This window comes from Romboutsia timonensis (assembly GCF_900106845.1).
In the GTDB taxonomy this organism is placed as follows: domain Bacteria; phylum Bacillota; class Clostridia; order Peptostreptococcales; family Peptostreptococcaceae; genus Romboutsia; species Romboutsia timonensis.
In genome coordinates this window covers 42,177-68,503 of the sequence record NZ_LT629849.1, presented here as the reverse complement: position 1 = coordinate 68,503, position 26,327 = coordinate 42,177, and the positions used below count along the sequence as shown (strand labels likewise).

Below are 26,327 nucleotides of genomic sequence, written 5' to 3'. Positions count from 1 at the left end.
ATAAATCACAAATTTATGTTTTACTTAAATCTATTTCTTATTATACTTATAGATTTTAAGTTTACATAAACCTTGATATACCGTTGTTATTTAATGACTATAAGACTTGTATATTAGTCTTTTTTAGTTATAAGACCTCTTATAACCTTCATGTTATTGAATACTTTTTCTAAGAAGTTCTCAGCTTCTTCATTATCTAAAAGCGCTATTTCTAATTGTTCATCATTTGGTATGTTTTTAGATTCACAATATTGTTTAGCTATATCTATTAATTCATTCTTTTCATCTATATTTAAGTTGAACTCTTTATAATCTATTATTATGTATTGTTTAGTTTTTTGAGATGCTACTTCACTATAACCTATTTCTATATGATATATAACAGCATATAAGTTATTTGGATTTTCTTCTCCTTTGTATACAGGCACTGCTGGATTAGATTTTATAAAGTTTGTTGATACCGCTATTGCATTTCCTAAACTAAGACTCATAACTATACCTCTTTCTATTCTTTTTATATATCTACTATTTTATACATTATTCGCATATATTAAAACCTTTTTTTACGATTTTATAAAATTTAATTACAAAATAACGTTACTTTATTTAATATCTTTAAGGTTAATCTATTTCTAAACTATAATTTATTAAAATTTAAAAATAGATTAAATAAAAAAATTTAGGAATCATATTAAAATACAACTCCTAAATTCCATATTAAATATTAAGATATTTTTAAGTCTTTATATCTCTTTCCTAAAGTACTTGGGCTTATTTCATATTTTTTAGATATTTGAGCTTGTGTTATAACTTGTCCCGCAACCTTTTTTATATGATATTCTACAGCTGCAGCCCATCCATTTTCAGAACCTTTTACTTCTCCATTAGCTTCCTTGAAGTCATTCCAGAAATCTATACAAGAATTTAAATATTCAGCTTCAACATTTTGTTTAAGTACTGTGCACACTTTACAATCATCTTCAGTAACAGCCACTTCAGCTAATTTATCCATTTTCTCTTCTTTTTGCTTCTTTAAATAATCAGCTATACTTGGCTCTAATAATTGTTGCATGTATTTATATAGTATATGAGTATGATGTATTAAGAAAGTCTTCATATCTTTATATAAATCTTCATATTGACCAAATAAAGTTTTTATATCATTAACTATAACCTCTTTAACTGCATCTGATATACTTATAGTTATGTCTATTAATATGCTAGTGTCTTCAACATCTACTATTCTAGCTATCATAGAGCTTCCTACTTTGAAATCTGCTAATAGTTTTACATCTTCTGTATAAACTTCTCTTTCAGTTAAACAATCTTTTAATAATATTTTTCCGTCTAGTACTTCCTTAACTTCATAAACACTTACATATGATTCAAATAAGTTTCTTAATATTTTAACTTCATTTGTATTAACTTTATCTCTATTATCTTCATAGAAAGCAACTGTCATAACTTTTTTACTTTCCATTATATGATCTTGTATAAAGTAAGTATTGAAGAATCTATCAAACTTTGAGTTTAATGCTTCATCATCCACTATATAAAACATTTCTTTAGCTTTTTCATATTCTTCTTTAAACTTATCTTGTCTTGAATACTCATATATTCTAGTATATAATTCTGAATATTGTTTTTGAGCTGTACCAACTTTTCTACCCGCTCTGTCTACTACAACATCTTTATTTAAACAACATCTTTTATATTTTTTGCCACTTCCACAGGGGCATAACTCGTTTCTCCCTAGCAATGTGAGTTTCACTCCTTTGTTTTTAATTTAAAAGTACAATTTATTATTATACCATTTTTTATTAAATGATTCTATATTTATCATATTATTTTCTTATTTTTATGTATAGTGTTAAGTTTTGGCATAATGTTTCGTTCTACTTCAATTATAAACTTTCTATGCTAAGATATTATAATCCTCTTTGTTTTTTTTAGTAAATTAATATAAATTGTGATTAAATTTGTCATAGTTTTTTATAATTACTATATTTAGCGGATTATTTTTTATTAATTGACACTAATTATTGATATATTTCTAATTTATTATTCTAAACTACTATCTTCATTTTTGTCATTTGATATCTCTTCATTTTTTAGTTTAGGATAAAATATAACCTCACCTTCGTTCCCTAAGTCACATAATACTCTTAACTCTTCATTTTTCTTTCCATCTTCTTCTACCTCAACAATTTTAATAACAAACTCTTTATTTTGACTTTGAGATTTTGGTATAGAATTTATATATCCTTCTTTTTTTAGTTCATCTATACTAATAGTTTTATTATTTACATCTATATTTGGATTTTCTAATAAATATAAATTAGCTGCTGTAGCTAGATTAGCCGCAGCTGCATAATCAGCATTTTTTCTTGATGTTTCTTGTACATTTCCAAATTTCATAAATCCTATTCCTGATAAGATTCCTAGTATAGTGACTACTATAACCATCTCTACTAACGTAAATCCTGCTCTTTTTTTCTTTTGTAAACTTTTAAATTTCATATAACTTCTCCTTAAAATATTTAATTTTTATATTATTGGATTGAATTTATTGCATCAAACATGGGTATAACCATAGCAATTATAAACAATCCTATAATTAATCCTATGACTAAAGTTACTATAGGTTCTACTGATTTCATAGCTTTTTCAATTTTTATATTTAATTCTTCACTATAAAAATCATTAGTTACATTTAAAGTATCATCTAATCTTCCACTTTCTTCTCCTATTCTTAACATTGATATAAATGAATTTGAGAAAACTTCTGATTTACTTATGGAGTAACTTATATCATTACCTCTTCTTATATGTTCTCTTGATATTGAAAGTTTTTCATATACTATAATGTTGTCTAAAGCTCTTGATGATATATCTATGGCATCTACGATTTGAACACCACTTTCAACTAATATGTTTAATGTTCTACAAAATCTAGTTGTAATTACTAGTATCATCATTTGATTTATAAATGGAATTTTTAACTTTAATTTATCCTTAATATATTTTACTTTTGGACTGTATTTGATTAGATAACAAACTAGTAGAATTGAAATCAAAGATATAAAAAATATATATAGATACTTTTCTCTAATAAAAACTGATGTACCTATAAGTATCTTAGTTAATAATGGTGGATTTATACCATTAGCTTCAAATATCATTTCAAAATTAGGAATTATAAATACTAATATAAAAAATCCTGATATCATAGACATTATTATTAGAATTATTGGATATATAGATATACTAATAATCTTAGATTTAAGCCTTTCTTCACTATCGTAGTATTTGGCTAAATCATTCATAATCTTATCTAGATTTCCACTTAACTCTCCTGCTTGTAACATATTTACAAAAAAACTTGAAAATAAATTTGTTTTTTCAAATGATTCAGTTATATTATTACCATTTTGAATATTTATAGAAACTTCTTCTATCGCCCTTTTCAATTTTTTATTTGATTGTTCATAAAGTATATTTAGTATTCTTGTGATTTCACATCCTGATTTGAGTAATATGCTCATTTGTTTACATAGTACCTTTAGCTCTTTAGATTTTATTTTTTGATTAGATTTTTTTAAATTAGATTTACTTTTGATATTATCTCTATTTATATAATTAGTTTTTTGCATATCATATACCCTCTAATAGGCCACACTCTTCTTGTGTAGTTATATGATTTTCTATTAAATATCTAGCACTATCTTCAAAGGTTATCATTTCATTTCCAATTGCAATACTTGCTATATTACAACTATTAGTCCAATTATTTATATAGTGTTTTAAATTTTCATTTATTTCTAAAATTTCATATATAGCAGTCCTTCCATAATATCCGGTATCTTCACATTTATCACATCCTAGTTCCGTATTTATATTTATTTCTTCATCTACGTCATTTTTTATAACAATACCGTGATTACAATTGTTACATATCTTTCTTACTAATTTTTGTGATATTACTCCTATTAGAGTTGAGCTTATTAAGTATGGTGGTAATTTCATTTCCATAAGCCTATTAATTGATGATATAGCATTATTAGTATGCATCGTACTTATTACTAAATGTCCCGTTGAAGCAGCTCTTATTGCTATTTTAGCTGTTTCTACATCTCTTATTTCTCCAATCATTATAATATCAGGATCTTGTCTAAGTATGGATCTAAGACCTACATCAAATGTTAAACCTATTTTATCATTCACTTGTATTTGATTTATACCCTTTATTTTATACTCTACTGGATCTTCTATTGTCATTATATTTTTCTTGCTATTTAATAGATCATTTAGTATTGAATAAACCGTTGTCGTCTTTCCACTTCCTGTTGATCCAGTTACTAATAATATTCCTGATTTCTTATTTATTATATTTTCTATTTTTTCTATTGCTGGTTTTGAAAATCCTAATTCAGACTTCTCTTTTATAAGGGATTGTCTATTTAATATTCTAAGAACCATCTTTTCTCCATATATTGTTGGTATAGTTGATGATCTAATATCTACTATAATATCATCTATTTTTTTCTCCATTCTACCATCTTGGGGTAATCTTTTCTCTGCAATATTCATACCCGAGTCCAATTTTATAACAGTTAATAAAAATGAATATGATTCTGTAGCTATAGTCAATATTTTACTTAATTGACCATCAACTCGAATTCTTATTACTATCTCGTCCTCAAATGGTTCTATGTGTATATCACTTGCACCTTTATGAATAGCTTCTGTTAAAATTTCTTTAAATTGAATTCTTGCATAATCTTCATGTAAGTTTGAAGTAATACTTTTATATTCTTTGCTATTTTCTAATTCAAAATCTTTATTAATATTTTGAATAGTTAATAATTTGTTCCGCTTTAATAACTTTTCACTTTTTAAAACAGGTAATGTATGTTTTTCTAATATAATATTATTCACCCTCTATATATTCTAATTTATTTATTATACTCATTTTTTCTATAGTTATATTTTTTTCAATTTTAGTTTCAACTTTTAATTGATAATTCTTTCCTATGCTATCTAGATATGTATTTTTTTTATTAATATAATCAGTTAATTCATCAATATCTCCTATTACATTAATATTATATGGTTGTGCTATTGGTGTAGAATTTATATTTATATGACTTCCCGCTAAAGAAATTTCTGAATATTGATTCAATCTCTGATTATTTATAGATATGTACTCTCCTCCATTTACTTTTATTTCATTGACTATGTTTAATAAAATTTTATTGTAATCTACAAAGTTTGCTATATTTCCTATTTCATCATTAATTGCATCTATCTTTATTAGTAAACCACTTCCTTTTACATCAACATATCCTAAAACTTCTTTTAGAGTATTTATTTGATTCGCCACTTTAGAATCTTGATTTTTTGATTTTAAATTTTCTATTTCTTTCTCCATTTTTTTCTTTTCTTTACTCATAACCTTGATGTTTTTTTGAGTACTTTTTATCTCTTTCTTAATAAGCTTGTCCTTATTTATATATAAATACTCTTGTTTATAATAATCTTTAATTAAGATTCCACTTAATAATCCTATTATAAATACAATAAATATTATAGACATATAATTCCTTTTCATACTACTTACCTCTTACATTTTATTTTTATTATTCTATTTTTTAAGTATTAAATATTGCCTAGAATTAAAATAAATTCATCTGTTGAATTCTACTTAATTGTAACTATATTTATAAAAGGCTATGCAACTAATTTATTTAACATAGCCTTTTATAAATAGTATTATATTTTTAATTTACATTCTTATTATTAATTATTTTCATATTTTAATATTCTTTTTACTAGATCTTCTCTTAATTTTTCTATTTCAGCAAAATTCATATTTGGTACATAACATGCTTCTATTATATCATGTTTAGCTTTAGCCCTTTTTAAGTTTGATATTGCATAATTTATTAGTTCATTAAAAATCTTTTTATCAAAATCTATTTCTTCTTGATATTTAGATAACTTATCTTTATCTATAAATTGATTAAGATCTATCTTTTCCCTATCTTCAAATATGCGACTTACTGTTATAGCTATGTCTAAATCTTTTATTATTATAGTTTCTATTTTTTCTTTAATTAATGGATAGTGGTATACTTCTACACTCATACCTTTTTGGACTGCTTTCTCATATACCTTTGTTAGGAATGTAGTTTTCCCAGTTCCTATTTCCCCATCTAAATAATATACCTTTTTAACTTGACTCAGTATACTATCAGTATAGTCTATATGACCAATTGGTGTTATAGCTGTTCCAAATAAATGTCTTTCCTTTTTATATTGCCCAGAATTAGATGTTTTTTTAAATAACTTTTCTATAAATTCATCTACTAATAAATTAACCTTTCCAAAATTCATAGAATTACTATATTTTTCTTCTATATCAAAATATATTGGTTCCGCAGCTTTTAAAAATTTATATGCTCTTCTAAAGGATGCACTAATATCCTTTCCTACTTTTATTATTTCATCTTTATTTTTTTCTAAATTCTCTACATTCCAAAATTCACCCAAGTTAACTATTTCATCAACAGCACCTGGATTTTTAGGGTCTACAATATGAGGTGAAGTCCCATCTAACAAAACTACTCCTAATTTTTTTATTAGTAAAGCATCTAACGAACTTGGATCAGATGGACAATGGTGTAATTCAACATCATATCCCCTATCAATAAATTCTTGAGCAATCTTTTTCATTAATGATGATTTCCCTACCCCTGGTCCCCCTTTAAAGCAAAATATTCTATTTATATCACCTTGAATTATATTGTCAAAGAAATTAAATGATCCGTTAGCTGTATTTGCACCTGGAAATATCTTTCTTATTTTACCTTCCATATATAAACCTCCTAGATTTTATATCTATTCTAAAATATTAATTATAATCTCAATTTGTTACTCCTATTATATATTTATTAATCATTTTAAATTGTTTATCTATAATAAAAAAATAACTTATAAAATTTTTCTAATATTATTTACTATTATTTTTCTCTCATATACAATTATATAAATTTTGAATATGGGGTGAATTATATGTATTGTGGAGAAAAAGTTCGTTTAAGGGCTTATAAAGAAGAAGATATTCCTCTAGCAACTAAGTTTGTTAATGATAGAGAATTAAAAAAATTATTGGTTACAAATATCCCATTTCCTATGACAAATTGGGAGGAAGAATCTTGGATAAAATCTCAGAAATCAAATGATAATGGTCAATATAATTTTGCTATAGAAGATATAGAAACAGGTAAGTATATTGGTGGATGCGGGATACAAAATGTAAATTGGTTATCTAGAGTTGCTTTAGTAGGAATAATGATTGGAGATAAAGACTATTGGGGTAAAGGATATGGTACTGATGCTATGAAAACTTTAGTAACTTTTATATTTAATAATATGAATATAAATAAAATAAGACTAAGTACTTTTTCATTTAATGAAAGAGCTATAAAATCTTATAAGAAATGTGGATTTACAGTTGAAGGTGTATTAAAAAATGAAATTTTTAAAGATGGAAAATATTACGATGAAATAATAATGTCAATATTTAAAGACTAACTTTAAAAGAGTACCTCTAATATAAAAATATTATAAGGTACTCTTATTATTATGCTGATACTTTATTATTATTTTGATTTGAGTTCTTTTTCTTCATATATTCATAAACAGGTAATCCTATTAACGTTATTATTAAACCTACTATAGAATTCTTAGGTTGTGTTATTAATGTACTTACAACTACAAATACACCACCTACAATAGCAATTATAGGAATTATAGGATATAATGGAACCTTATAAGGTCTTTCCATTTGTGGTTTAGTTTTTCTAAGTTTCATAACACCGACAAATAACATCGTATAGAATATCCATATAACAAATATAGCTAAATCAGTTAATAAATTAAACTGACCTGATAATGAGTATAAAATTGATAAACCTACTATTAACCAAGTTCCATTTAATGGTACTCCATTATTATTTAATTTACTAAATATATTAGAGAAAGGTATTCTATTTTCACTTGCCATTGTATATGGAATTCTTCCTCCTGTTAATATAAATCCATTTAATGTTCCAAATACAGAAATTAATATTCCGATACTTATTAATTTTGCTCCTACTGGACCAAATAATTTACTTGCAACTAATGTTGCTGGTGCACTTACTAATGCCATCTCAGATGCTGGTACTACTCTTAAGTACGCTACGTTTATTATAAGGTAAACTGCCATAACTAAAGATATACCACCTACAATAGCCATTGGTAAATGCTTAGATGGATTTTTCATTTCTCCAGCTAATGCTCCAACATATATCCATCCATCATATGCAAATAAAGTTGCTATAAGAATCTGAGATAATACTGATATAATATTAGCTCCTTCTCCTACTAAAGGAGTCATCATAGGTGCTGCTGAGTCACCTTTTATTAATCCAAATATAATTATAACCGCTAAAGGTAATAATTTACATATAGTAGACGCAGTTTGAATTGCCCCACCAAATTTTGCTCCTAATGAATTTAATGAAACAATAAAAACTATTACTCCTATAGCAATAGCTATAACATATAATTCATTATTTAAACCTAATAAGCTAACACATTCTTGGGCAAATATAATTCCTAGTGCTGCAACTATTGCTGGTACGAATAATATTAGTTGCATCCAACCTGTTAAAAATCCTATTCGTTCTCCATATATTTCTTCTAAATATACCATTAAACCACCTGGTTTTATTATACTTGCTGATACTTCTGCTGCAGTAAGTCCTGCTGCAATAGTTATAAGTCCACCTATTAACCATGCTAAAAGTCCTAAACCTGGCCCTCCATTAGTTGCACTATATATAGCTTGTGGTTTGAAAAACACACCTGAGCCTATTAATATACCAACTACTGTAGAAAGTGCCGCATTAAAACCTATAGTTTTTCTTAGTTGTTGATTTGAATTTCCACTCATTAAATACACCTCCTATAAATTTATATAAATTGCTTTAATTGACTTATTTTTTCATATTTTACTATTATATTAATAATTTTTCAATATAACGAATAGATTTTTTAATTTTTTTAATAAATTAAATTTAATTATATTTATTTATGATTATTCCATATTTTCTATTTACGACTAATTTATAAAAAATTTTATATATATTTTATAATTAAATAGCATAAATTAACAAAAGAGTAGCAAATTGCTACTCTTTTTATTAATCTACAGTTATTTCATAACCATGTTCTCTATATTGTCTTATTATTTCATCCCATACTTCTTCCACTCCAGTTTTCTTTAAAGAAGATATAGGTATTATTTTTTCATCTTTTTCTAATTGTAATTTTTTTCTTATGATGTTAAAGTGCTTTTGATACTGCCCTCTAGATATTTTATCTGCTTTAGTCGCTATTACAACACAGTTATATCCAAAGTGTTTAATCCATTCATACATCATAACATCATCATTAGTTGGCTCGTGTCTTATATCTACAAGTAAGAATATTGCACATAATTCTGGTCTATCTTGTAAATATCTTTCCATTATAACTCCCCATTTATCTTTTTCAGACTTGGCTATTTTTGCATATCCATAACCAGGAAGGTCTACAAAGAAAAATTCTTTATTTATAAGATAGAAGTTTATAGTTCTAGTCTTACCTGGAGTTTGACTTGTTCTTGCAAAGTTTCTTCTATTTAGTAGTGTATTTACTGTAGATGATTTTCCTACATTAGATCTTCCAACTAACGCTATTTCAGGTATTCCATCAGCTGGATATTGAGATCTATTTATTGCACTCATTGTTATTTCCGAGCTTCTTATTTTCATTATTGTTCACCATTCCTTAATAATGCATGTTCTAACACTTCATCCATATGTTCAACAAGCACAAATTCCATTTGTTCTTTTACATTTTGAGGTATTTCTTCTAAATCTGCTTCACATTCTTTAGGAAGTAATACTTTTGTTATTCCTGCTCTATGAGCAGCTAATAATTTTTCTTTTATACCACCAACTGCTAATACTCTTCCTCTTAAAGTTATTTCTCCAGTCATTGCAACATTATTTCTTACTGGTATGTTAGTTAATGCTGAAAGCACTGCTAAGGCCATAGTTATACCTGCTGATGGTCCATCTTTTGGTACTGCACCTTCTGGAAGATGTATATGTATATCATTTTTAGTATAGAAATCAGGGTCTATATCAAATCTATCTGCTATAGATCTTATGTATGATATACCAGTTTGAGCAGACTCCTTCATAACAGTTCCTAACTTACCTGTTAAAACAACTTGTCCTTTTCCTTTTAAAACATTAACCTCTGCAGTTAAAGTTTCTCCACCAACAGCTGTCCATGCAAGTCCTGTTACAATACCAACTTCTGGTTTAGTACCGGCTAATTGATGTCTATATCTATTTTTACCTAAATATTCATCTAAGTCCGCTTTAGTAATAACTACACCCTCTAAAGAAGGATTTTCTACATATTTTTTAGCTACTTTTCTGCATATTTTACCTATAGTTCTTTCTAAATTTCTTACACCAGCTTCTCTTGTATATGAGTCTATTATATCTCTTATAACTTCATCATCCATTTTTATAAAATCTGCTTCTAAAGCATGTTCTTTTAATTGCTTTGGAAGTAAATACTTTTTAACTATATTTAGTTTTTCCTCTTCTATATATCCAGATACCTCTATTATTTCCATTCTATCTAACAGTGGTCTCGGTATAGTACTTAAACTATTTGCAGTAGTAACAAATAATATTTTAGATAAATCGAAAGGCACTTCTACATAATGATCTACAAAGTCCTTATTTTGCCCTGGATCTAATACTTCTAGCATTGCAGAAGCTGGATCCCCTTTATAATCGGAAGACATTTTATCTATTTCATCTAATAAAAATACTGGATTTTTAGTTTGAGCTTCTTTTAATCCATTTATTATTCTACCTGGTATTGCTCCAACATAAGTTCTTCTATGTCCTCTTATTTCAGCTTCATCTCTAACTCCACCTAAAGAGATTCTTACAAATTTTCTTCCTAAAGAATCTGCTATTGATTTAGCTATCGATGTTTTACCAACACCTGGAGGTCCAACTAAACATATAATAGGACTTTTTAATGATTTAGATAATTTTCTTATAGCTAAATATTCTAATATTCTTTCTTTAACTTTTTCTAAACCATAATGTTCATCATCTAGTATTTCTTTAGCTTTTTCTAAATCAATCTTATCTCTAGTTTCTTTATTCCAAGGTAATGAGAATACTGTGTCTAAATATGTTCTACTAACAGAAACATCTGGCGACATAGGAGATATTTTAGAGAATTTATTTATTTCTTTTGCTATTTTTTCTTTTGTTTCCTTAGGAGCTTTTATTTTATTAAGCTTTTCTCTATATTCATCAGCCTCAGAGTTTATATCTTCGTCATCTCCTAACTCTTTTTGTATAGCCTTTAGTTGTTCTCTTAAATAATATTCCTTTTGAACTTTATTCATTTGCTTTTTAACTCTTAGAGTTATTTTCTTTTCTATTTTTAATATTTCTATTTCTTCTAATAATATAGTATATATTAACTCTAATCTTTTCTTAACATCAAACTCTTCTAGTATTGATTGCTTTTGATCTGGTTTTAAGTATATGTTTGCAGCTATAGTATCTATAAAACGATCTACATTATCTATATCTGCTAAAGATATTAATATTTCTGGAGAAACTCTATTTCCTATATTTATGTACTCTTCAAAAGCATCAAAAACATTTCTTACAAACGCTTCAACCTCAGCATCTTCATCTGCATTTTCCGCATCATATGCAACTTCTTCTATAATTGCTTTAAAGTAGCCTTCTTCTTCATCCATTCCTACTTCTTTTATTTTACCTCTTGAAATACCTTCTACTAATACACGCACTGTATTTCCTGGTAATTTAATCATTTGTTTTATTTTACATATTGTTCCTACATGATAGAAATCATCCGTAGTAGGTTCATCTGTCTCAGCTTCTTTTTGAGAAGTTAAAAATACTAAATCATCATTTAAAGCCCCAGCATCTAAAGCTTTTAATGAAATTTCTCTACCTACATCAAAGTTTAATATCATATATGGAAATATCGCTAATCCTCTAAGTGGAATTAACGGTAATTCATGTTCAATCTTAGTATAATTCTGTTCCACCAATATCACTCCTTATTAAAGTGCTAGATTTTATTGCTTTATATATTATATATTTACAATCCTTAATTTTCAACATTAATAATAATCTATAATATATTTTGCCCTTATTTCATAATGTATAAACTCTTTAATATTTATTATACACTATATTTTAATTTACACAAATTAATAAGCACTTAAGGGACTTATTTATAGTATATATATATCTATTTTGTCATTTATTTTAAATTATATTATAATAAAAAACAGCCTAATTTTTAGGCTGTTTTTAAATAATTATTATGCAGATTCTTCTTCATCCTTAGATACTAAAATAGGTTGTTCTGTTCCTTCTACTGCTTCTTTTGTTACTATAACTTTTTTAACATCATCTCTAGAAGGTACTTCATACATACACTCCATCATAGTATTTTCAACTATACTTCTAAGACCTCTTGCACCAGTATTTCTTTCTATAGCCTTTTTAGCAATTGCTCTAAGAGCATCATCTCTAAATTCTAATTCAACATCATCAAGTTCTAATAACTTTTGATATTGTTTTACTAAAGCATTTTTAGGCTCCTTAAGAATTTGCATTAATGCTTCTTCGTCTAGTAAGTCTAATGTTGCTACAACTGGTATCCTTCCTATAAATTCTGGTATTATACCAAACTTTAATAAATCTTCAGGAAGAACTTGTGCATATATTTTTCCTAAATCTATGTCTTTTTTGCTCTCTATTTTAGCTCCAAAACCAAGTGTTTTCTCACCACCACGTTTTTGGATTATTTTTTCTATTCCATCAAAAGCTCCACCTAATATAAATAATACATTAGTAGTATCTATTTTTAAGAATTCTTGATGTGGATGTTTTCTTCCACCTTGAGGTGGAACATTAGCAACAGTTCCTTCTAATATCTTTAGTAGAGCTTGCTGAACACCTTCTCCACTAACATCTCTTGTTATTGATGGATTTTCTGATTTTCTAGCAATTTTATCTATCTCATCTATATATATTATTCCTCTTTCAGCTTTTTCTATATCAAAATCAGCAGCTTGAATAAGTTTTAAAAGAATATTTTCAACATCTTCTCCCACGTATCCAGCTTCTGTTAATGATGTAGCGTCTGCCATAGCAAAAGGTACATTTAATGTTTTTGCTAGAGTTTGAGCTAATAAAGTTTTACCTGAACCAGTTGGACCTAATAATAATATATTACTCTTTTGTATCTCTATATCCTTAGTGCTAGCTTTTTTATTGTAGATTCTCTTATAATGATTATACACAGCTACTGACAATGCTTTTTTAGCTTTATCTTGCCCTATAACATAATCATTTAATATCTCCATCATTTCCTTTGGCTTAGGTAAAGATGCAGTATCCTCTTCAACTACTTCCTCTATTTCTTCTTGTATTATCTCATCGCAAAGTTCAACACACTCATCGCATATATAAACATTTGGACCCGCAATTAACCTTTTGACTTGTTCTTGGTTCTTGCCGCAGAATGAACATTTTAACTGTCTTTTGTCTTCATTTTTTGACATATTAAGCACCTCTTTCTATCTACGGTCTATTTGTAATTACTTCATCTATTAAACCATATTCTTTAGCTTCAATTGATGACATGAAGTTATCACGCTCAGTATCCATTTGAATTTTTTCTAATGGTTGACCTGTTCTTTCTGATAGTATTTGATTTAAAGTATCTTTCATCTTTAAGATTCTTTTAGCATGTATTTCTATATCAGTCGCCTGACCTCTTGTTCCACCTAAAGGTTGGTGTATCATTATTTCGCTGTTTGGTAAAGCAAGTCTTTTACCTTTTGCTCCTGCTGCTAATAAGAATGCTCCCATAGATGCTGCCATTCCTATACATATAGTACTTACATCAGGTTTAATGTATTGCATAGTATCATAAATAGCCATACCTGCTGTTATACTTCCTCCTGGTGAGTTTATATATAAATGTATATCTTTATCTGGGTCTTCTGATTCTAAAAATAATAACTGTGCTACTATAAGTCCAGCTGTAGCATCATTTACTTCATCACCTAAAAATATAATTCTATCCTTTAAAAGTTTTGAATATATATCGTAAGATCTTTCTCCTCTTCCTGTTTGCTCAACAACTACAGGTACTAATGCCATCTGCTATACCCCCTAAATCTCTTATTTATTCTATATATAATTTACAGTAGCCTAATAGGCTACTGTAAGATTAAGCTATTGTTGCATTTTCAACTAATAAGTCTAGTGTTTTTCTTATTTTTATTTGACCTTTTATATCTTCTATATCAGTTTCTCTTAATGAAGATTTTATTTTTTCAACTTCCATGTTGTACATAGCAGCCATTTTTTCTAATTCAGCATCTACATCTGCATCATTTGCTTCTACATTTTCTTTTTCAGCTATAGCTTCTAATACTAAAGAAGATTTAACTAATCTTTCTGCATCAGCTCTTCTTTCTTCTCTTAACTCATCTAAACCTCTTCCAGTCATTTGTAATAACTGTTCTAAGTTTAATCCTTGGTATTGTAATTGGTAGTTAAGTTCCATTAACATATTGTCTATTTGATGTTGAACCATAGCTTCTGGTACTTCTACTTCTGTATTTGCAGAAACTTTTTCAACTAAAGCATTTCTCATTTCAGCATCTGCTGCATTTTTAGCTTGTTCTTCTAACTTAGCTTTTACGTCAGCTCTTAACTCTGCTAAAGTTTCGAATTCAGTAGTATCTTTAGCGAATTCATCATCTAAAGCTGGAACTTCTTTAACCTTTACATCATTTACTTTAACATTGAATACTACTGGCTTTCCAGCTAAGTTTTCTGCATGGTAAGTTTCTGGGAAAGTAACGTTAACTTCTACTTCTTCTCCAGCTTTTTTACCAACTAATTGATCTTCAAATCCTGGTATGAAAGTATTTGAACCTATAACTAAGTTGTAGTTTTCACCTTTTCCACCTTCGAAAGCTACTCCATTTTCAAATCCTTCGAAGTCTATAACAGCTGTATCTCCATTTTCTAAAGCTTTATCTTCAACAGATGTTAATCTAGCATTTCTGTTTACCATTTCGTTTAATCTTGCTTCTACATCTTCTTCACTTACAGTATTGTCTACTTTAGATATTTCTATACCTTTGTAAGCTCCTAATTCGAATTCTGGCTTAACTTCAACATTTACAACCATAACTAATCCGTTATCTTTGCTTATTTCTTCTATGTCTAAGTCTGGTCTATCTATTGGATCTATGTTTAATTCTTTTATAGCCTCTGGATATACTTCTGGGAATAACATATCTATAGCATCGTTGTAGAATACTCCCTTTCCATATTGAGTTTCTATAACTACTTTTGGAGCTTTACCTTTTCTGAATCCTGGTATATTATATTTACCTTTAGTTTTGTTATATGCTTTATTTACTGCTGCTTCAAATTTATTATTATCTACAGTTATTTTTAAAGTAACCTTGTTACCTTCCTTTTTTACTAATTCTGCTTTCATTAGTTTATTCCTCCTATATTGTTATGTAATGATTTATATAGCTTAACTCTTTAATTATAGCACATAAGTTTTTTTATTTACAAGTGTTGGGTTAATTTCATAAACATAGACAATTCAATAGTTTCTATAATCTTATTTGCTCTATTTTTATATTGTCATTTTCAAGGTTCATTATAGAAAAACTTTTATAATCTACTCCCCTTGGTAAAGATACACTTCCAGGATTTAGATATATAATATTATCTTTCTTAAAGTTTAGTGGAGTATGTGTATGACCAAATATAACAATGTCAGCATCTATACTTTTAGCCTTAGCTTCTATTTCATCAAGGCCATACTTTACATTATATTTATCACCATGACATAAAAATATTACTTTATCTTCTATATCAAATATAAGTTCATCTTCTACATTATCAAAATCACAATTACCCTTTACTGCCATAATTCCGACTTTAGTCATATTATGTATATACTTAGAGTCGGAGAAGTTATCACCTGCATGTATTATTAAATCACAATCTTTTAAGTAGGGTATCGTTTTGTCAATACACTCCTTAATCATATGTGTATCACTTAGTATACCTATTTTCATTACTTACCTACCCTTTTTTTAAACTCTACCTTCATTAGTTTTAAAGCATTAGCTCTATGGCTTATAGCATTTTTAACAGAAGATGGTATCTCTGCAAATGTCTTATTATATCCATCAACTATAAATAATGAATCATACCCAAATCCATTTTTGCCTTTTTCTTCAAATCCTATATTTCCTTCGCAAGTTCCTCTTACTACAAATTCTTTTCCATCAGGGAAAACAACCGCTATAGCAGATACAAATCTTGCACTTCTTTGGCTCATTGGTATATTTTTTAAAGACTTAATTAGCTTTTGTCTATTTTCTTCATCAGTAGCATTCTCTCCTGCAAATCTAGCAGAGTATATTCCTGGTTTTTTTCCTATAGCATCAACTTCTAAACCTGAATCATCTGATATTGCTATCATATTAGTTTTCTTAGCTATTATTCTAGCCTTTATTAACGCATTATGTTCAAAAGTTTTTCCATCTTCAACAATTTCAATTCCATCTAAGTTTACGTCTTTTAGAGAGTATATTTTATAATCTAGGTCACTTAATATATCCCCTATTTCTTTCAACTTGTGCGCATTATTCGTAGCTATAACTACTTCATCTCCATATTCTACTCCAAGTATTTCATCTGCTATTTCACCTAATGCTTCTCTTTGAGCTTTTATTAATTCTTTATTCCCTTTTTCTCCAAGTTCTAATAATTTATTTAAATCTTCTCTAGAAAATGGTCTTTCCTCTCCTGTACCTTGAACTTCAACAAATTCACCTTTATCAGTCATTATTACGTTCATATCTACTTGTGCATTTGAATCTTCCTCGTAGCATAAGTCAAGTAAGTGTTCTTTTTCAACTATACCAACACTTATTGCCGATACAAAGTTTGTTATTGGCATATGTTTTATTGCTTTTGATTTATGTAACTTATTTATAGCATCTACTACAGCTACAAAAGCTCCTGTTATAGAGGCAGTTCTTGTTCCTCCATCCGCTTGTATTACATCGCAGTCTACCCATATAGTTCTTTCCCCTATTTTACTTAAATCTACTACGGATCTTATTGCTCTACCAATTAATCTTTGTATCTCTTGTGTTCTACCATCAACTTTCCCTCTTGATGATTCCCTTACTTTCCTTTGATGCGTTGATCTTGGAAGCATTGAATATTCAGCATTTATCCAACCTGTTCCCGTATTTCTTAAAAATGGAGGTACTTTATCTTCAATAGATGCTGTACATATAACCTTTGTTGATCCCATTTCTATAAGTACAGATCCTTCTGCGTACTTTGTATAATTTCTAGTAATTTTTATATCTCTAATTTGATCATTCTTTCTGTTATCAATTCTTGCCATTTATAATACCTCACTTAAATTCATCTAATACTTTTATATATTAACTTTATATATTTTTATATAACTACTTTATAAATTTAATTAACATTATAGTTATAATATTATCATAAGTAGTTAGGATTTTTCCATATTTAAGCATATATATCTATTTTTAATATCCTTAATATTTCGAGTTTAACATATATATATTTTCTAAATACTATATAAGTCTACTTTCTACATCTTCTTTAGATGATAATTTACAAAGTTCTATAAATGTGTCTTCATCTATTACCTTTATCCCTAGTTCATTGGCCTTTGTTAATTTTGATCCTGCTTCTTCTCCAGCCAGTACAAAAGTAGTTGACTTACTCACACTTGATGTTGACTTTCCACCTCTTGACTCTATCATCTCTTTTGCATCATTTCTTTTTAATGTAGGAAGTGTACCAGTTAAAACAATTTTCATACCTTCAAATACTTTATTTATATCATCATTTTCACTTTCTATAGCTTTAGTATTTAGTCCATATTCTTTTAATTTTTCTACTACTTTTATATTTTTGTCTTCTTTAAAGAATTCAACTACACTATTTGCCATAGTCTCACCGAACTCTTCTAAATTTACAAGTTCACTTGCTGTAGCATTCATTATTTTATCTAAATCTTTATAACTATTAGCAAGTATTTTTGCTCCCTTTGTTCCTATAAATTTTATACCTAATCCATTAATTAATCTCCATAAATCATTTTCTTTTGATTTATTAATTGCATTTATAAGATTAGTAGCTGATTTTTCACCCATTCTTTCTAAACTTACTATATCTTCTTTCTTTATCTTATATAAGTCTGATATATCATTTATTATATTTTCATTTAATAATAAACTTATTATAGACTCTCCTAGCCCATCTATATTCATAGCATCTCTAGACGCAAAGTGTATTATTCCTCTTCTTATTTGAGCTGGACAAGATATATTTATACATTTTACAGCAGCTTCACCTTCTATCCTTACTGTTGGCTCTGAACAAACCGGACATTTATCTGGCATATTAAACTCTACTTCTTCACCTGTACGTTCTTCTTTTACAACTTCAAGTACTTGAGGTATTATATCTCCAGCCTTTTGAACTAACACTGTATCATTAATTCTTATATCTTTTTCCTTTATATAATCTTCATTGTGTAATGTAGCTCTGCTTACACTTGTTCCAGCTAATCTTACAGGCTCTAAAACAGCTGTAGGAGTTATTGTTCCCGTTCTTCCTACTTCTACTATAATATCTATTATTTTTGTTTTTTTCTTTTCTGCTGGGAATTTATATGCAATAGCCCATCTTGGACTTTTTGCTGTGTATCCCATCGCTTCTCTTTGCTTTAAGTTATTTACTTTTATTACCATTCCATCTATCTCAAATGCTAATTTATCTCTATTTTCTGTCCAATATTCAATATGTTCTATTACCTCGTCTATATTCTTACATACCTTATAATTTGGACTTACAGAAAATCCTAATCCATTTAAAAATTCTAGAGACTCACTATGGCTTTTAAATTGATTATTTTGTGAATACTCTAAGTTGAATATAAATATATCTAAAGGTCTTTTAGCTGTTAACTTTGGATCTAATTGTCTAAGAGATCCTGCTGCTAAATTTCTTGGATTTGCAAATACTTGAAGTTCTTGTTCTTCTTGTTGCTCATTTACCTTTTTAAAATCTTCCTTTGATATGTATACTTCTCCTCTTACAACTATCTCATCATTGTCATTTATTTTAAGAGGTATACTTTTAATAGTCATTAAGTTTTTAGATATATCCTCTCCTATAACCCCATTACCTCTAGTTGCTCCATATTGAAATTCTCCATTATCGTATGTAATACCTACTGATAAGCCATCTATCTTAAATTCAACTACATATTCGACATCTTCATTTACCATATCTTTTACTCTTTTATCAAAGTCTTTCAAGTCTGAATCAGAATATGCATTAGATAAACTTAACATTGGTATTTTATGTGTTATTTGATTAAATTTTTCTAATGGCTTTCCTCCAACTCTATTGCTTGGAGAATCAATCCTCTTAAATTGTGGATTTTCTTCTTCTAACCTAATTAACTCTTTTACTAAATTATCATATTCCATATCTGATATTTCTGGACTATCTTCATTGTAGTATTTTTCGTTATGATAGTTTATTTTATCTATTAATTCATTTATTATTTTTTCTATATTCATCCTATATCACCTCTTAGTTATAAATCTCTTTTAGTATTGCCATTTCATTGTTTTATTATATTTTTAGTATATCATTATAGATTTATATTTGTAGAAATTTTTTACATTTCATAGTTTTAAAAACTTTTAAAACTATAGTTTAAAAGCTACTTTAACTTATTGTTAACTTATTATTTTTAGCAAAATATTTTTTTGATGTGTTTTTTTGTCGTAAAATACAGAAAAAAGTATTGAAATTTATCTGGAAAGCGTTATAATAGTTAATGTACTTATTATAACTAAAATTTTAACAGAAGAAAGGAATCTAAAAATGGAGAACAAGCAACTTGAAAAAAGCTTAGGTGTTGCTGCTGCTTTATCAACTGTTGTTGGTATGGTTATCGGTGGTGGAGTATTCTTTAAACCTCAAGCTGTTTACACTTTAACTGGTGGTGCACCAGGACTTGGAATGTTAGTATGGGTTTTAGCAGGTATAGTAACAATAGCTGCTGGACTTACTGCAGCAGAAGTTTCAGCTGCAATACCTAAAACAGGTGGAATGATGGTATATATAGAAGAAATCTACGGTAAGAAACTTGGTTTCTTAACAGGATGGATGCAATCTGTATTATTCTTCCCTGCTACAATAGCTGCTTTAGCAGTTATGTTCGGACAACAATCTGCTGGATTATTAGGAAACGAATCTTTATCAATGCCTATAGCATTAGGAATCATATTATTAATATCTGTATTAAACAATATTAGTTCTAAAGCTGGTGGTATGATACAAACTGTATCAACTGTAGGTAAATTACTTCCTCTTATATTAATAATGATATTCGGATTTATAAAAGGTGAAGGAAATAACCCTATAGTACAACCTATGGTTGCTGAAGGTGTAAACCCAATGAGCATAATAGGACAATTATTAATAGCTGTATTATTCGCTTACGATGGATGGATAAACGTTGGTGCTATAGCTGGTGAAATGAAAGATCCAGGAAAAGATTTACCAAAAGCAATAATTGGTGGTTTATCTTTAGTTATGGCAGTATACGTAGTTATAAACTTAGCTTACCTTTGGGTATTACCAGCTAGTGAATTAGCTAACGTAGCTTCTCCTGCTTCAGCAGTTGCTGAGCACTTATTCGGACCAATGGGTGGTAAATTTATAACTGTTGGTATATTAATATCTTTATTTGGTGCTCTTAATGGTTACTTATTAACTGGACCAAGAATAGTTTACACTTTAGGTGAACAAAAGAATTTACCTGCAGCATTAGGTAAATTAAGTAAAAATGGTGTTCCAGCTAATGCAACATTAGCAATGGCAGTATTATCATGCTTATATGCATTATCAGGACAATTCAACTTATTAACTGATTTAGCTATATTCGCTGTTTGGGCATTCTATACATTAACATTCATAGGTGTTATAAAACTTAGAAAAGATCAACCAAACTTACACAGACCATACAGAGTACCTCTATATCCTATAGTTCCAATGATAGCTATAGCATGTGGTGTATTTGTTGTAGTAAACCAATTATTCTTATCTGGAATGACTAATACTATGATATCTTTAGGAGGATTAGTTATAACTCTTCTAGGTTTACCAGTTTACTCTTACATGAATAAGAATAAAGCTAATTCTGAAGCAACAGAAAAAGCTGCTTAATATAAATAAAAAAACTACTCACCCGTGTGAGTAGTTTTTTTATTACTTAATATCCTTTGAGTATATCAACTGTATTTTTTAAAGGCTTATTTTCAATATAATTTTTTAAATTATCATAAATCATATTAAAAGTTCTCTCCTCATTCTTATCAGATGCCCATGAATTATGAGGTGTTATAATTATATTATCAAATTCCCATAGCTCACTATTTTTATCTAATGGCTCATTTTCAAATACATCTAAGGCAACTCCCCTAAACTTATTCATGTATTTTATTAAATCTTTTTCATTAATAATATTTCCTCTTCCAACATTTATAAATACAGAATCATCTTTCATAATTTCAAATTTATCTTTGTTTATAATTCCTAAAGTATCTTTTGTTGCCGGTATCGTAACTACAACTACATCACAATTTTTAAATACTTCATCCATTTTATCACTTGCAAAACACTTATCAAAATATTCTCTATTGTGACCAGTTGTATTAACTCCCCAAACTTCAACATCAAACCCTTGTAACCTTTTAGCTGCTTCTGTAGCTAATGTCCCTGTTCCTATAAATCCAATTTTCTTACCACTTAATTCAGTTATAGAAAAATTCATTTTCCACTTCTTATTTATTTGTTGTTCGTGGAACTTTTTACTATTTTTATATATTTCTAATATAGACATAACTATCCATTCGCCTATTGGTATACTATAACCACCCTTGTTATTAGCTATGACAATATCTCTATTTAAAATTTTATCTACGGGTATCTGATCTATACCTATGCTAGTTGTCTGTATATATTTTAAATTTTCCATTTTATTTATATCTAGAGTCCTAAATGGATTATACGTAACTAATATATCAGCACTATCTACATCCTCATTATTAGTTACAATATTTTCATTATAATACATAATTTCATATCCTAATTCCCTTATTTTATCAAACTTTTCTTTTCCATAATCCTTAGTAAATAAAACCTTCATAACTTCACCCCTATATAAGGATATATTTTTAATAATGCTATTATTACTATAAAAGTAAAAAGTCCTTCAAAATTGAAGGACTTAATCTATTTAAGATAAATGTATGCAAACTATGATGATATTAATCTGAGGTGTAAGATACATTTATTTAATAGTATTTTATCCAATTGTTTAGATTAAATACTATCTTTTTATATCTATTACATTTTGAACAAGAGCTTTACATCTTCCACAAGCTGAACCTGCTCCTGTTATTTCAGCCACTTTTTCTGTAGTTTCTGCACCATTTTTAACTGCATTTACTACATCTTCAAGAGAAACTCCCTTACATCCACATACTGATGCTAATATTTTTTCTATTTCTCCTACACATCTTCCACATCCAGTAGCTGCTCCAGTCATATCTTTTATCTCTTGTACTGTACGAGCACCTGCTATCATTGCCTTTCTTATATCTATGTAACTTACTTGTTTACAATGACAAATTATTTTATCTCCAGCCATTTTTATAATCTCCTTATTATTTAGTGTTTTATAATATATATAAATATACCATATTTTTCAACATTTGGGACTTTTAATTATAATTTAGTACAATAATATTTATTAAGATATTAAATTATTAAAAGTTTTATTATATTGAGTGTTTACTTATATAAAATATATCTAAAAACCAACTTTACTATTAAACTCAATAGTTAAGTTGGTTCTTATATTAATTATACTACTCTTCTTAGTTTAGCTACAGTCTCAACGTGCCTTGAGTGCTGAGCGTAGACATTATTTTAAAAATGTATGTAGTATTATTTACCTTTTAAAACTAATATTACATCAAATTTGTGTCTAAATCAGTACTTCTATTGATATAACGTAAAGATTATAGCTAATTTTTTATATTTCTTTTAAACGTATAGTATGTTCCTAAGAAGTAACTTACATATACTATAATCATAAGCACTATTCCTATAATCATATTTAATATAAACATTTTATCACCCACATATGAACTCATCTGAGTTTCAAATATATGGTAGTAGTTATATATAAATACTACAAACCCTATTACACCTATTGTCACAGGAATTGCAAAGTAGATTCCTATTTGCTTTAATACAATTTTATTGATTTCACCTTCTTCTATTCCAAGCTTTCGTAAAATATTAAATCTTTGTTTATGTTCAATGGAATCTGTGAGTTGTTGAAGCGCAAGCACTGTTAAACTTATCATAAGTAAAACTGTACCTAAATATAATCCCAATATCCTCATTCCTAAGCTGGCATTTAATATTTCACTAGTTTCCGCTGACTTAATCCTTCCAACAATAAATTGATAAGATGAATCATATTTTTTCATCAAATCTTTGTTATTGTTTTCAAACCATGTAGGTATATATTCATACTCAAATTCAAGAGCATCTTCATACTTCATTTCATTATTTGTTGTAATAAATAAGTCTACTCCTGCTCCTACAAGACCTTTGCATATTTCATCAGGAAGTATAATGATATTTTTAGCAGGATAATTATAAATTCCTTCACCTAATGTTTCCTTATAATATCCATCTTTACTAATCTTCATATCACTTCCACTTACATTTAAAAATTTATTTTGATTTATATAGTTCTCTATTTCACTATCTTCAGTATTACCATCCCACTGAGTTGTGTATTCGTAATTTGCTAGATTTATTTGTTCATACCCTTGCATATTTCTTAATTTATTGAAGTCACTTAAACTTATAGCTAATGGTGGTATGCTCATATCATCCCTTTTATAAAAATCTTCTTCATTTAAGAAATACTTTTCAACTTCTTCATACTCATCTATATCCACACCATAATCTTTTATATAATTTATTATATCTGAATATTGGAATTTAGGAATTTCTTCTATTTTATTTATACTATATTTTTCATCGTTATTTTTATCCAAGTACCCACTTCTTAACTCTATATCAAATGGAACTCTATAATCTAAATATCCTAAAGACCATTGAGACATTAATAATGTAACTATAAAACTTATTGAAGCTCCTAAAAATGTCAATGATATAGTCGCCATCAGAGTAGGAGTTGTATTTATTTTAGATAATATACCTCCTAACAAAAATAAATTCGTCCCTTTATATTTGAAATTCACGTATTTCTCTTTTATCCTTATAGCAATATAGGATATAGAATAAAATAAAGCATACGTAGCCAATATAAATGAAACCAGCGAAACTACTTCTGCTAATACCATTTGTTGAGTACTCACTACATAATTGCTAATACTCATATTCTTTTTAGTGTCTAATATGAATTTAGCTGAATATGCAAATATACTATATAATATTAATGATGCTAAAAATATTACCGTATAAACGTTCTTACTTTTCTTAAATTTAAACTCACTTATCTTGCTATTATTCATCATATCTATAAGTTTTGATTTATTTAAAACTTTTATATTATGTATACCTACTATACAAAACATACTAATGAAGAATGCAAATGTTATAAAAATAGTATCAAAGTAAAGCTTGAACGAAAATACAACTTCCTGTTTAGCACTTATATAAACTAATGCTGTAACAAGTTGTGAAAAAAGTGTTCCAACAAATATTCCACAAACTACAGATAGTATACCTACTATTAACATCTCTACAAAAAACATAAGTGCTATACTTTTTTGCTCAGCCCCTAATAAGATATATGTTGCAAACTCTTTTTGTCTCCTTCTAATCATATACTTACTTACATAAGCAACAAGTATTGCAAGTAAAGCTGTGATTACATAAGTCGAATACTTTAACATCTTCTTTAATTGTTCAAAATTATAAGAATCCTCTGTTATCAGTTCATAACTAGAACTTGATAAAGATGTAAAAGCATAAAATAAACTTACACACATTGTTATAGTTATAAAATATATCAAATAATCTTTAATAGATTTCTTTGCATTATTTATGGCTAGTTTAACGTACATCCCTTACATCACCACCTAACAATGCAACTACATCTAGTATCTGATTAAAAAATTGTTTTCGTGTATTATTACCTCTTACTAATTCTGTAAATATCTTTCCATCTTTAATAAATAAAATCCTATCACAATAACTCGCCGTAAAAGAATCATGAGTTACCATTAGTATTGTAGCTTTAAAGTCTTTATTTAAACTTGATATCATCTCTATCAACATTTGAGCTGACCTTGAGTCTAATGCTCCTGTTGGCTCATCTGCAAGTATCAACTTTGGATTTGTTATTAACGCTCTTGCACAAGCTGTTCTTTGTTTTTGTCCTCCTGATACTTCATATGGGTATTTTGTAAGTATTTCTTCTATACCGAGTTCTTTTGCTACTGAATTTACCTTACCATCTATTTCATTTTTATTAGTTTTATTTATGGTTAGTGCTAAAGCTATATTTTCATGTATTGTCAAAGTATCTATCAAGTTAAAATCCTGAAATATAAATCCTAAATTTTCTCTTCTAAATCTACCTATTTCCTTTTTATTTATTTCCGTTAAATCTTTTCCATTTAAATAAATGTGACCAGAACTTACCTCATCAATCGTTGCTATAACATTTAGCAAAGTTGTTTTTCCTGAACCAGATGGTCCCATAACCCCTACGAATTCACCTTTTTGTACCTCGAAGCTTACATCATCAATTGCTTTTAATATATTACCCTTATTTCCATAGTATTTTTCTATACTATCAATCTTTAATATTTCACCCATATTTATCACCTCAAGGTTATTTTATATGATTTATCTCTACTTTGATTCGATTTAACCTTTCATTAATGTTACGATATTGTAACATAGAGATGT

22 protein-coding genes are annotated in these 26,327 nt (G+C 27.7%); 2 read left to right on the top strand and 20 right to left on the bottom strand.

Features of this window, described 5'->3' with window-relative positions; translation table 11 throughout:
* Positions 1 to 113 precede the first annotated feature (113 nt).
* From BN7997_RS01505 to BN7997_RS01475, 7 genes are all read right to left on the bottom strand, one after another.
* On the bottom strand, positions 114 to 491 hold the full coding sequence (locus tag BN7997_RS01505) for a hypothetical protein (protein ID WP_071119124.1): 378 nt from the start codon (positions 489 to 491) through the stop codon (positions 114 to 116).
* A 233-nt stretch (positions 492 to 724) separates the two neighbouring features.
* Positions 725 to 1,759: a YecA family protein gene (locus BN7997_RS01500; protein ID WP_071119123.1), complete on the bottom strand. Its 1,035-nt coding sequence runs from the start codon at positions 1,757 to 1,759 to the stop codon at positions 725 to 727.
* Positions 1,760 to 2,061: 302 nt separating this feature from the next.
* Positions 2,062 to 2,520: a type II secretion system protein gene (locus BN7997_RS01495; RefSeq protein WP_071119122.1), complete on the bottom strand. Its 459-nt coding sequence runs from the start codon at positions 2,518 to 2,520 to the stop codon at positions 2,062 to 2,064.
* Positions 2,521 to 2,552: 32 nt separating this feature from the next.
* Positions 2,553 to 3,653 carry a type II secretion system F family protein gene (locus BN7997_RS01490; protein ID WP_083334974.1) on the bottom strand — a complete coding sequence of 367 codons (1,101 nt, stop codon included), beginning with the start codon at positions 3,651 to 3,653 and terminating at the stop codon, positions 2,553 to 2,555.
* A 1-nt stretch (position 3,654) separates the two neighbouring features.
* Positions 3,655 to 4,938 carry a GspE/PulE family protein gene (locus BN7997_RS01485; protein ID WP_071119121.1) on the bottom strand — a complete coding sequence of 428 codons (1,284 nt, stop codon included), beginning with the start codon at positions 4,936 to 4,938 and terminating at the stop codon, positions 3,655 to 3,657.
* Complete coding sequence (locus BN7997_RS01480; RefSeq protein ID WP_071119120.1) at positions 4,931 to 5,611, bottom strand: DUF881 domain-containing protein; 681 nt, start codon at positions 5,609 to 5,611, stop codon at positions 4,931 to 4,933. The genes BN7997_RS01485 and BN7997_RS01480 overlap by 8 nt, the downstream gene beginning before the upstream one ends.
* Positions 5,612 to 5,799: 188 nt before the next feature.
* Positions 5,800 to 6,876: an ATP-binding protein gene (locus BN7997_RS01475; RefSeq protein WP_071119119.1), complete on the bottom strand. Its 1,077-nt coding sequence runs from the start codon at positions 6,874 to 6,876 to the stop codon at positions 5,800 to 5,802.
* A gap of 198 nt (positions 6,877 to 7,074) precedes the next feature.
* Between BN7997_RS01475 and BN7997_RS01470 the strand changes: the two genes are divergently transcribed.
* The gene (locus BN7997_RS01470; RefSeq protein ID WP_071119118.1) at positions 7,075 to 7,596 is read left to right on the top strand and encodes a GNAT family N-acetyltransferase; all 522 of its coding nucleotides are present in this window, start codon (positions 7,075 to 7,077) and stop codon (positions 7,594 to 7,596) included.
* A 49-nt stretch (positions 7,597 to 7,645) separates the two neighbouring features.
* Here BN7997_RS01470 and BN7997_RS01465 read toward each other — a convergent pair whose 3' ends face one another.
* From BN7997_RS01465 to ligA, 9 genes are all read right to left on the bottom strand, one after another.
* A complete protein-coding gene (locus BN7997_RS01465) occupies positions 7,646 to 9,001 on the bottom strand; it encodes an APC family permease (RefSeq protein ID WP_071119117.1) in 1,356 nt (451 codons plus the stop codon).
* A 250-nt stretch (positions 9,002 to 9,251) separates the two neighbouring features.
* Entirely contained in the window at positions 9,252 to 9,863 is a 612-nt protein-coding gene (yihA, locus tag BN7997_RS01460) for a ribosome biogenesis GTP-binding protein YihA/YsxC (protein ID WP_071119116.1), read from the bottom strand.
* Complete coding sequence (gene lon / locus BN7997_RS01455) at positions 9,863 to 12,217, bottom strand: endopeptidase La (protein WP_071119115.1); 2,355 nt, start codon at positions 12,215 to 12,217, stop codon at positions 9,863 to 9,865. Before lon ends, yihA begins: the two co-directional genes overlap by 1 nt.
* A 279-nt stretch (positions 12,218 to 12,496) precedes the next feature.
* Entirely contained in the window at positions 12,497 to 13,744 is a 1,248-nt protein-coding gene (clpX, locus tag BN7997_RS01450; RefSeq protein WP_071119114.1) for an ATP-dependent Clp protease ATP-binding subunit ClpX, read from the bottom strand.
* 19 nt (positions 13,745 to 13,763) lie between these two features.
* Complete coding sequence (gene clpP, locus BN7997_RS01445; protein WP_071119113.1) at positions 13,764 to 14,348, bottom strand: ATP-dependent Clp endopeptidase proteolytic subunit ClpP; 585 nt, start codon at positions 14,346 to 14,348, stop codon at positions 13,764 to 13,766.
* A gap of 70 nt (positions 14,349 to 14,418) precedes the next feature.
* On the bottom strand, positions 14,419 to 15,705 hold the full coding sequence (tig, locus tag BN7997_RS01440; RefSeq protein WP_071119112.1) for a trigger factor: 1,287 nt from the start codon (positions 15,703 to 15,705) through the stop codon (positions 14,419 to 14,421).
* 124 nt (positions 15,706 to 15,829) lie between these two features.
* The gene (locus BN7997_RS01435) at positions 15,830 to 16,300 is read right to left on the bottom strand and encodes a metallophosphoesterase (protein ID WP_071119111.1); all 471 of its coding nucleotides are present in this window, start codon (positions 16,298 to 16,300) and stop codon (positions 15,830 to 15,832) included.
* A complete protein-coding gene (rph, locus tag BN7997_RS01430) occupies positions 16,300 to 17,649 on the bottom strand; it encodes a ribonuclease PH (RefSeq protein ID WP_071119110.1) in 1,350 nt (449 codons plus the stop codon). The genes BN7997_RS01435 and rph overlap by 1 nt, the downstream gene beginning before the upstream one ends.
* A 199-nt stretch (positions 17,650 to 17,848) precedes the next feature.
* Entirely contained in the window at positions 17,849 to 19,870 is a 2,022-nt protein-coding gene (ligA, locus tag BN7997_RS01425; RefSeq protein WP_071119109.1) for an NAD-dependent DNA ligase LigA, read from the bottom strand.
* A 310-nt stretch (positions 19,871 to 20,180) separates the two neighbouring features.
* Here ligA and BN7997_RS01420 point away from each other — a divergent pair, with 310 nt between their 5' ends.
* The gene (locus BN7997_RS01420; protein WP_071119108.1) at positions 20,181 to 21,527 is read left to right on the top strand and encodes an APC family permease; all 1,347 of its coding nucleotides are present in this window, start codon (positions 20,181 to 20,183) and stop codon (positions 21,525 to 21,527) included.
* Between the two features lie 46 nt (positions 21,528 to 21,573).
* On the opposite strand, the gene BN7997_RS01415 is transcribed toward BN7997_RS01420, so the two are convergent.
* The 4 genes from BN7997_RS01415 to BN7997_RS01400 all read right to left on the bottom strand — a co-directional run bounded on the left by BN7997_RS01415 (position 21,574) and on the right by BN7997_RS01400 (position 26,234).
* The gene (locus tag BN7997_RS01415) at positions 21,574 to 22,509 is read right to left on the bottom strand and encodes a phosphoglycerate dehydrogenase (protein WP_071119107.1); all 936 of its coding nucleotides are present in this window, start codon (positions 22,507 to 22,509) and stop codon (positions 21,574 to 21,576) included.
* Positions 22,510 to 22,692: 183 nt separating this feature from the next.
* The gene (locus tag BN7997_RS01410; RefSeq protein ID WP_071119106.1) at positions 22,693 to 23,013 is read right to left on the bottom strand and encodes a (2Fe-2S)-binding protein; all 321 of its coding nucleotides are present in this window, start codon (positions 23,011 to 23,013) and stop codon (positions 22,693 to 22,695) included.
* Between the two features lie 379 nt (positions 23,014 to 23,392).
* On the bottom strand, positions 23,393 to 25,477 hold the full coding sequence (locus tag BN7997_RS01405; RefSeq protein ID WP_071119105.1) for an FtsX-like permease family protein: 2,085 nt from the start codon (positions 25,475 to 25,477) through the stop codon (positions 23,393 to 23,395).
* Positions 25,467 to 26,234: an ABC transporter ATP-binding protein gene (locus BN7997_RS01400; RefSeq protein ID WP_071119104.1), complete on the bottom strand. Its 768-nt coding sequence runs from the start codon at positions 26,232 to 26,234 to the stop codon at positions 25,467 to 25,469. Before BN7997_RS01400 ends, BN7997_RS01405 begins: the two co-directional genes overlap by 11 nt.
* Positions 26,235 to 26,327 lie beyond the last annotated feature (93 nt).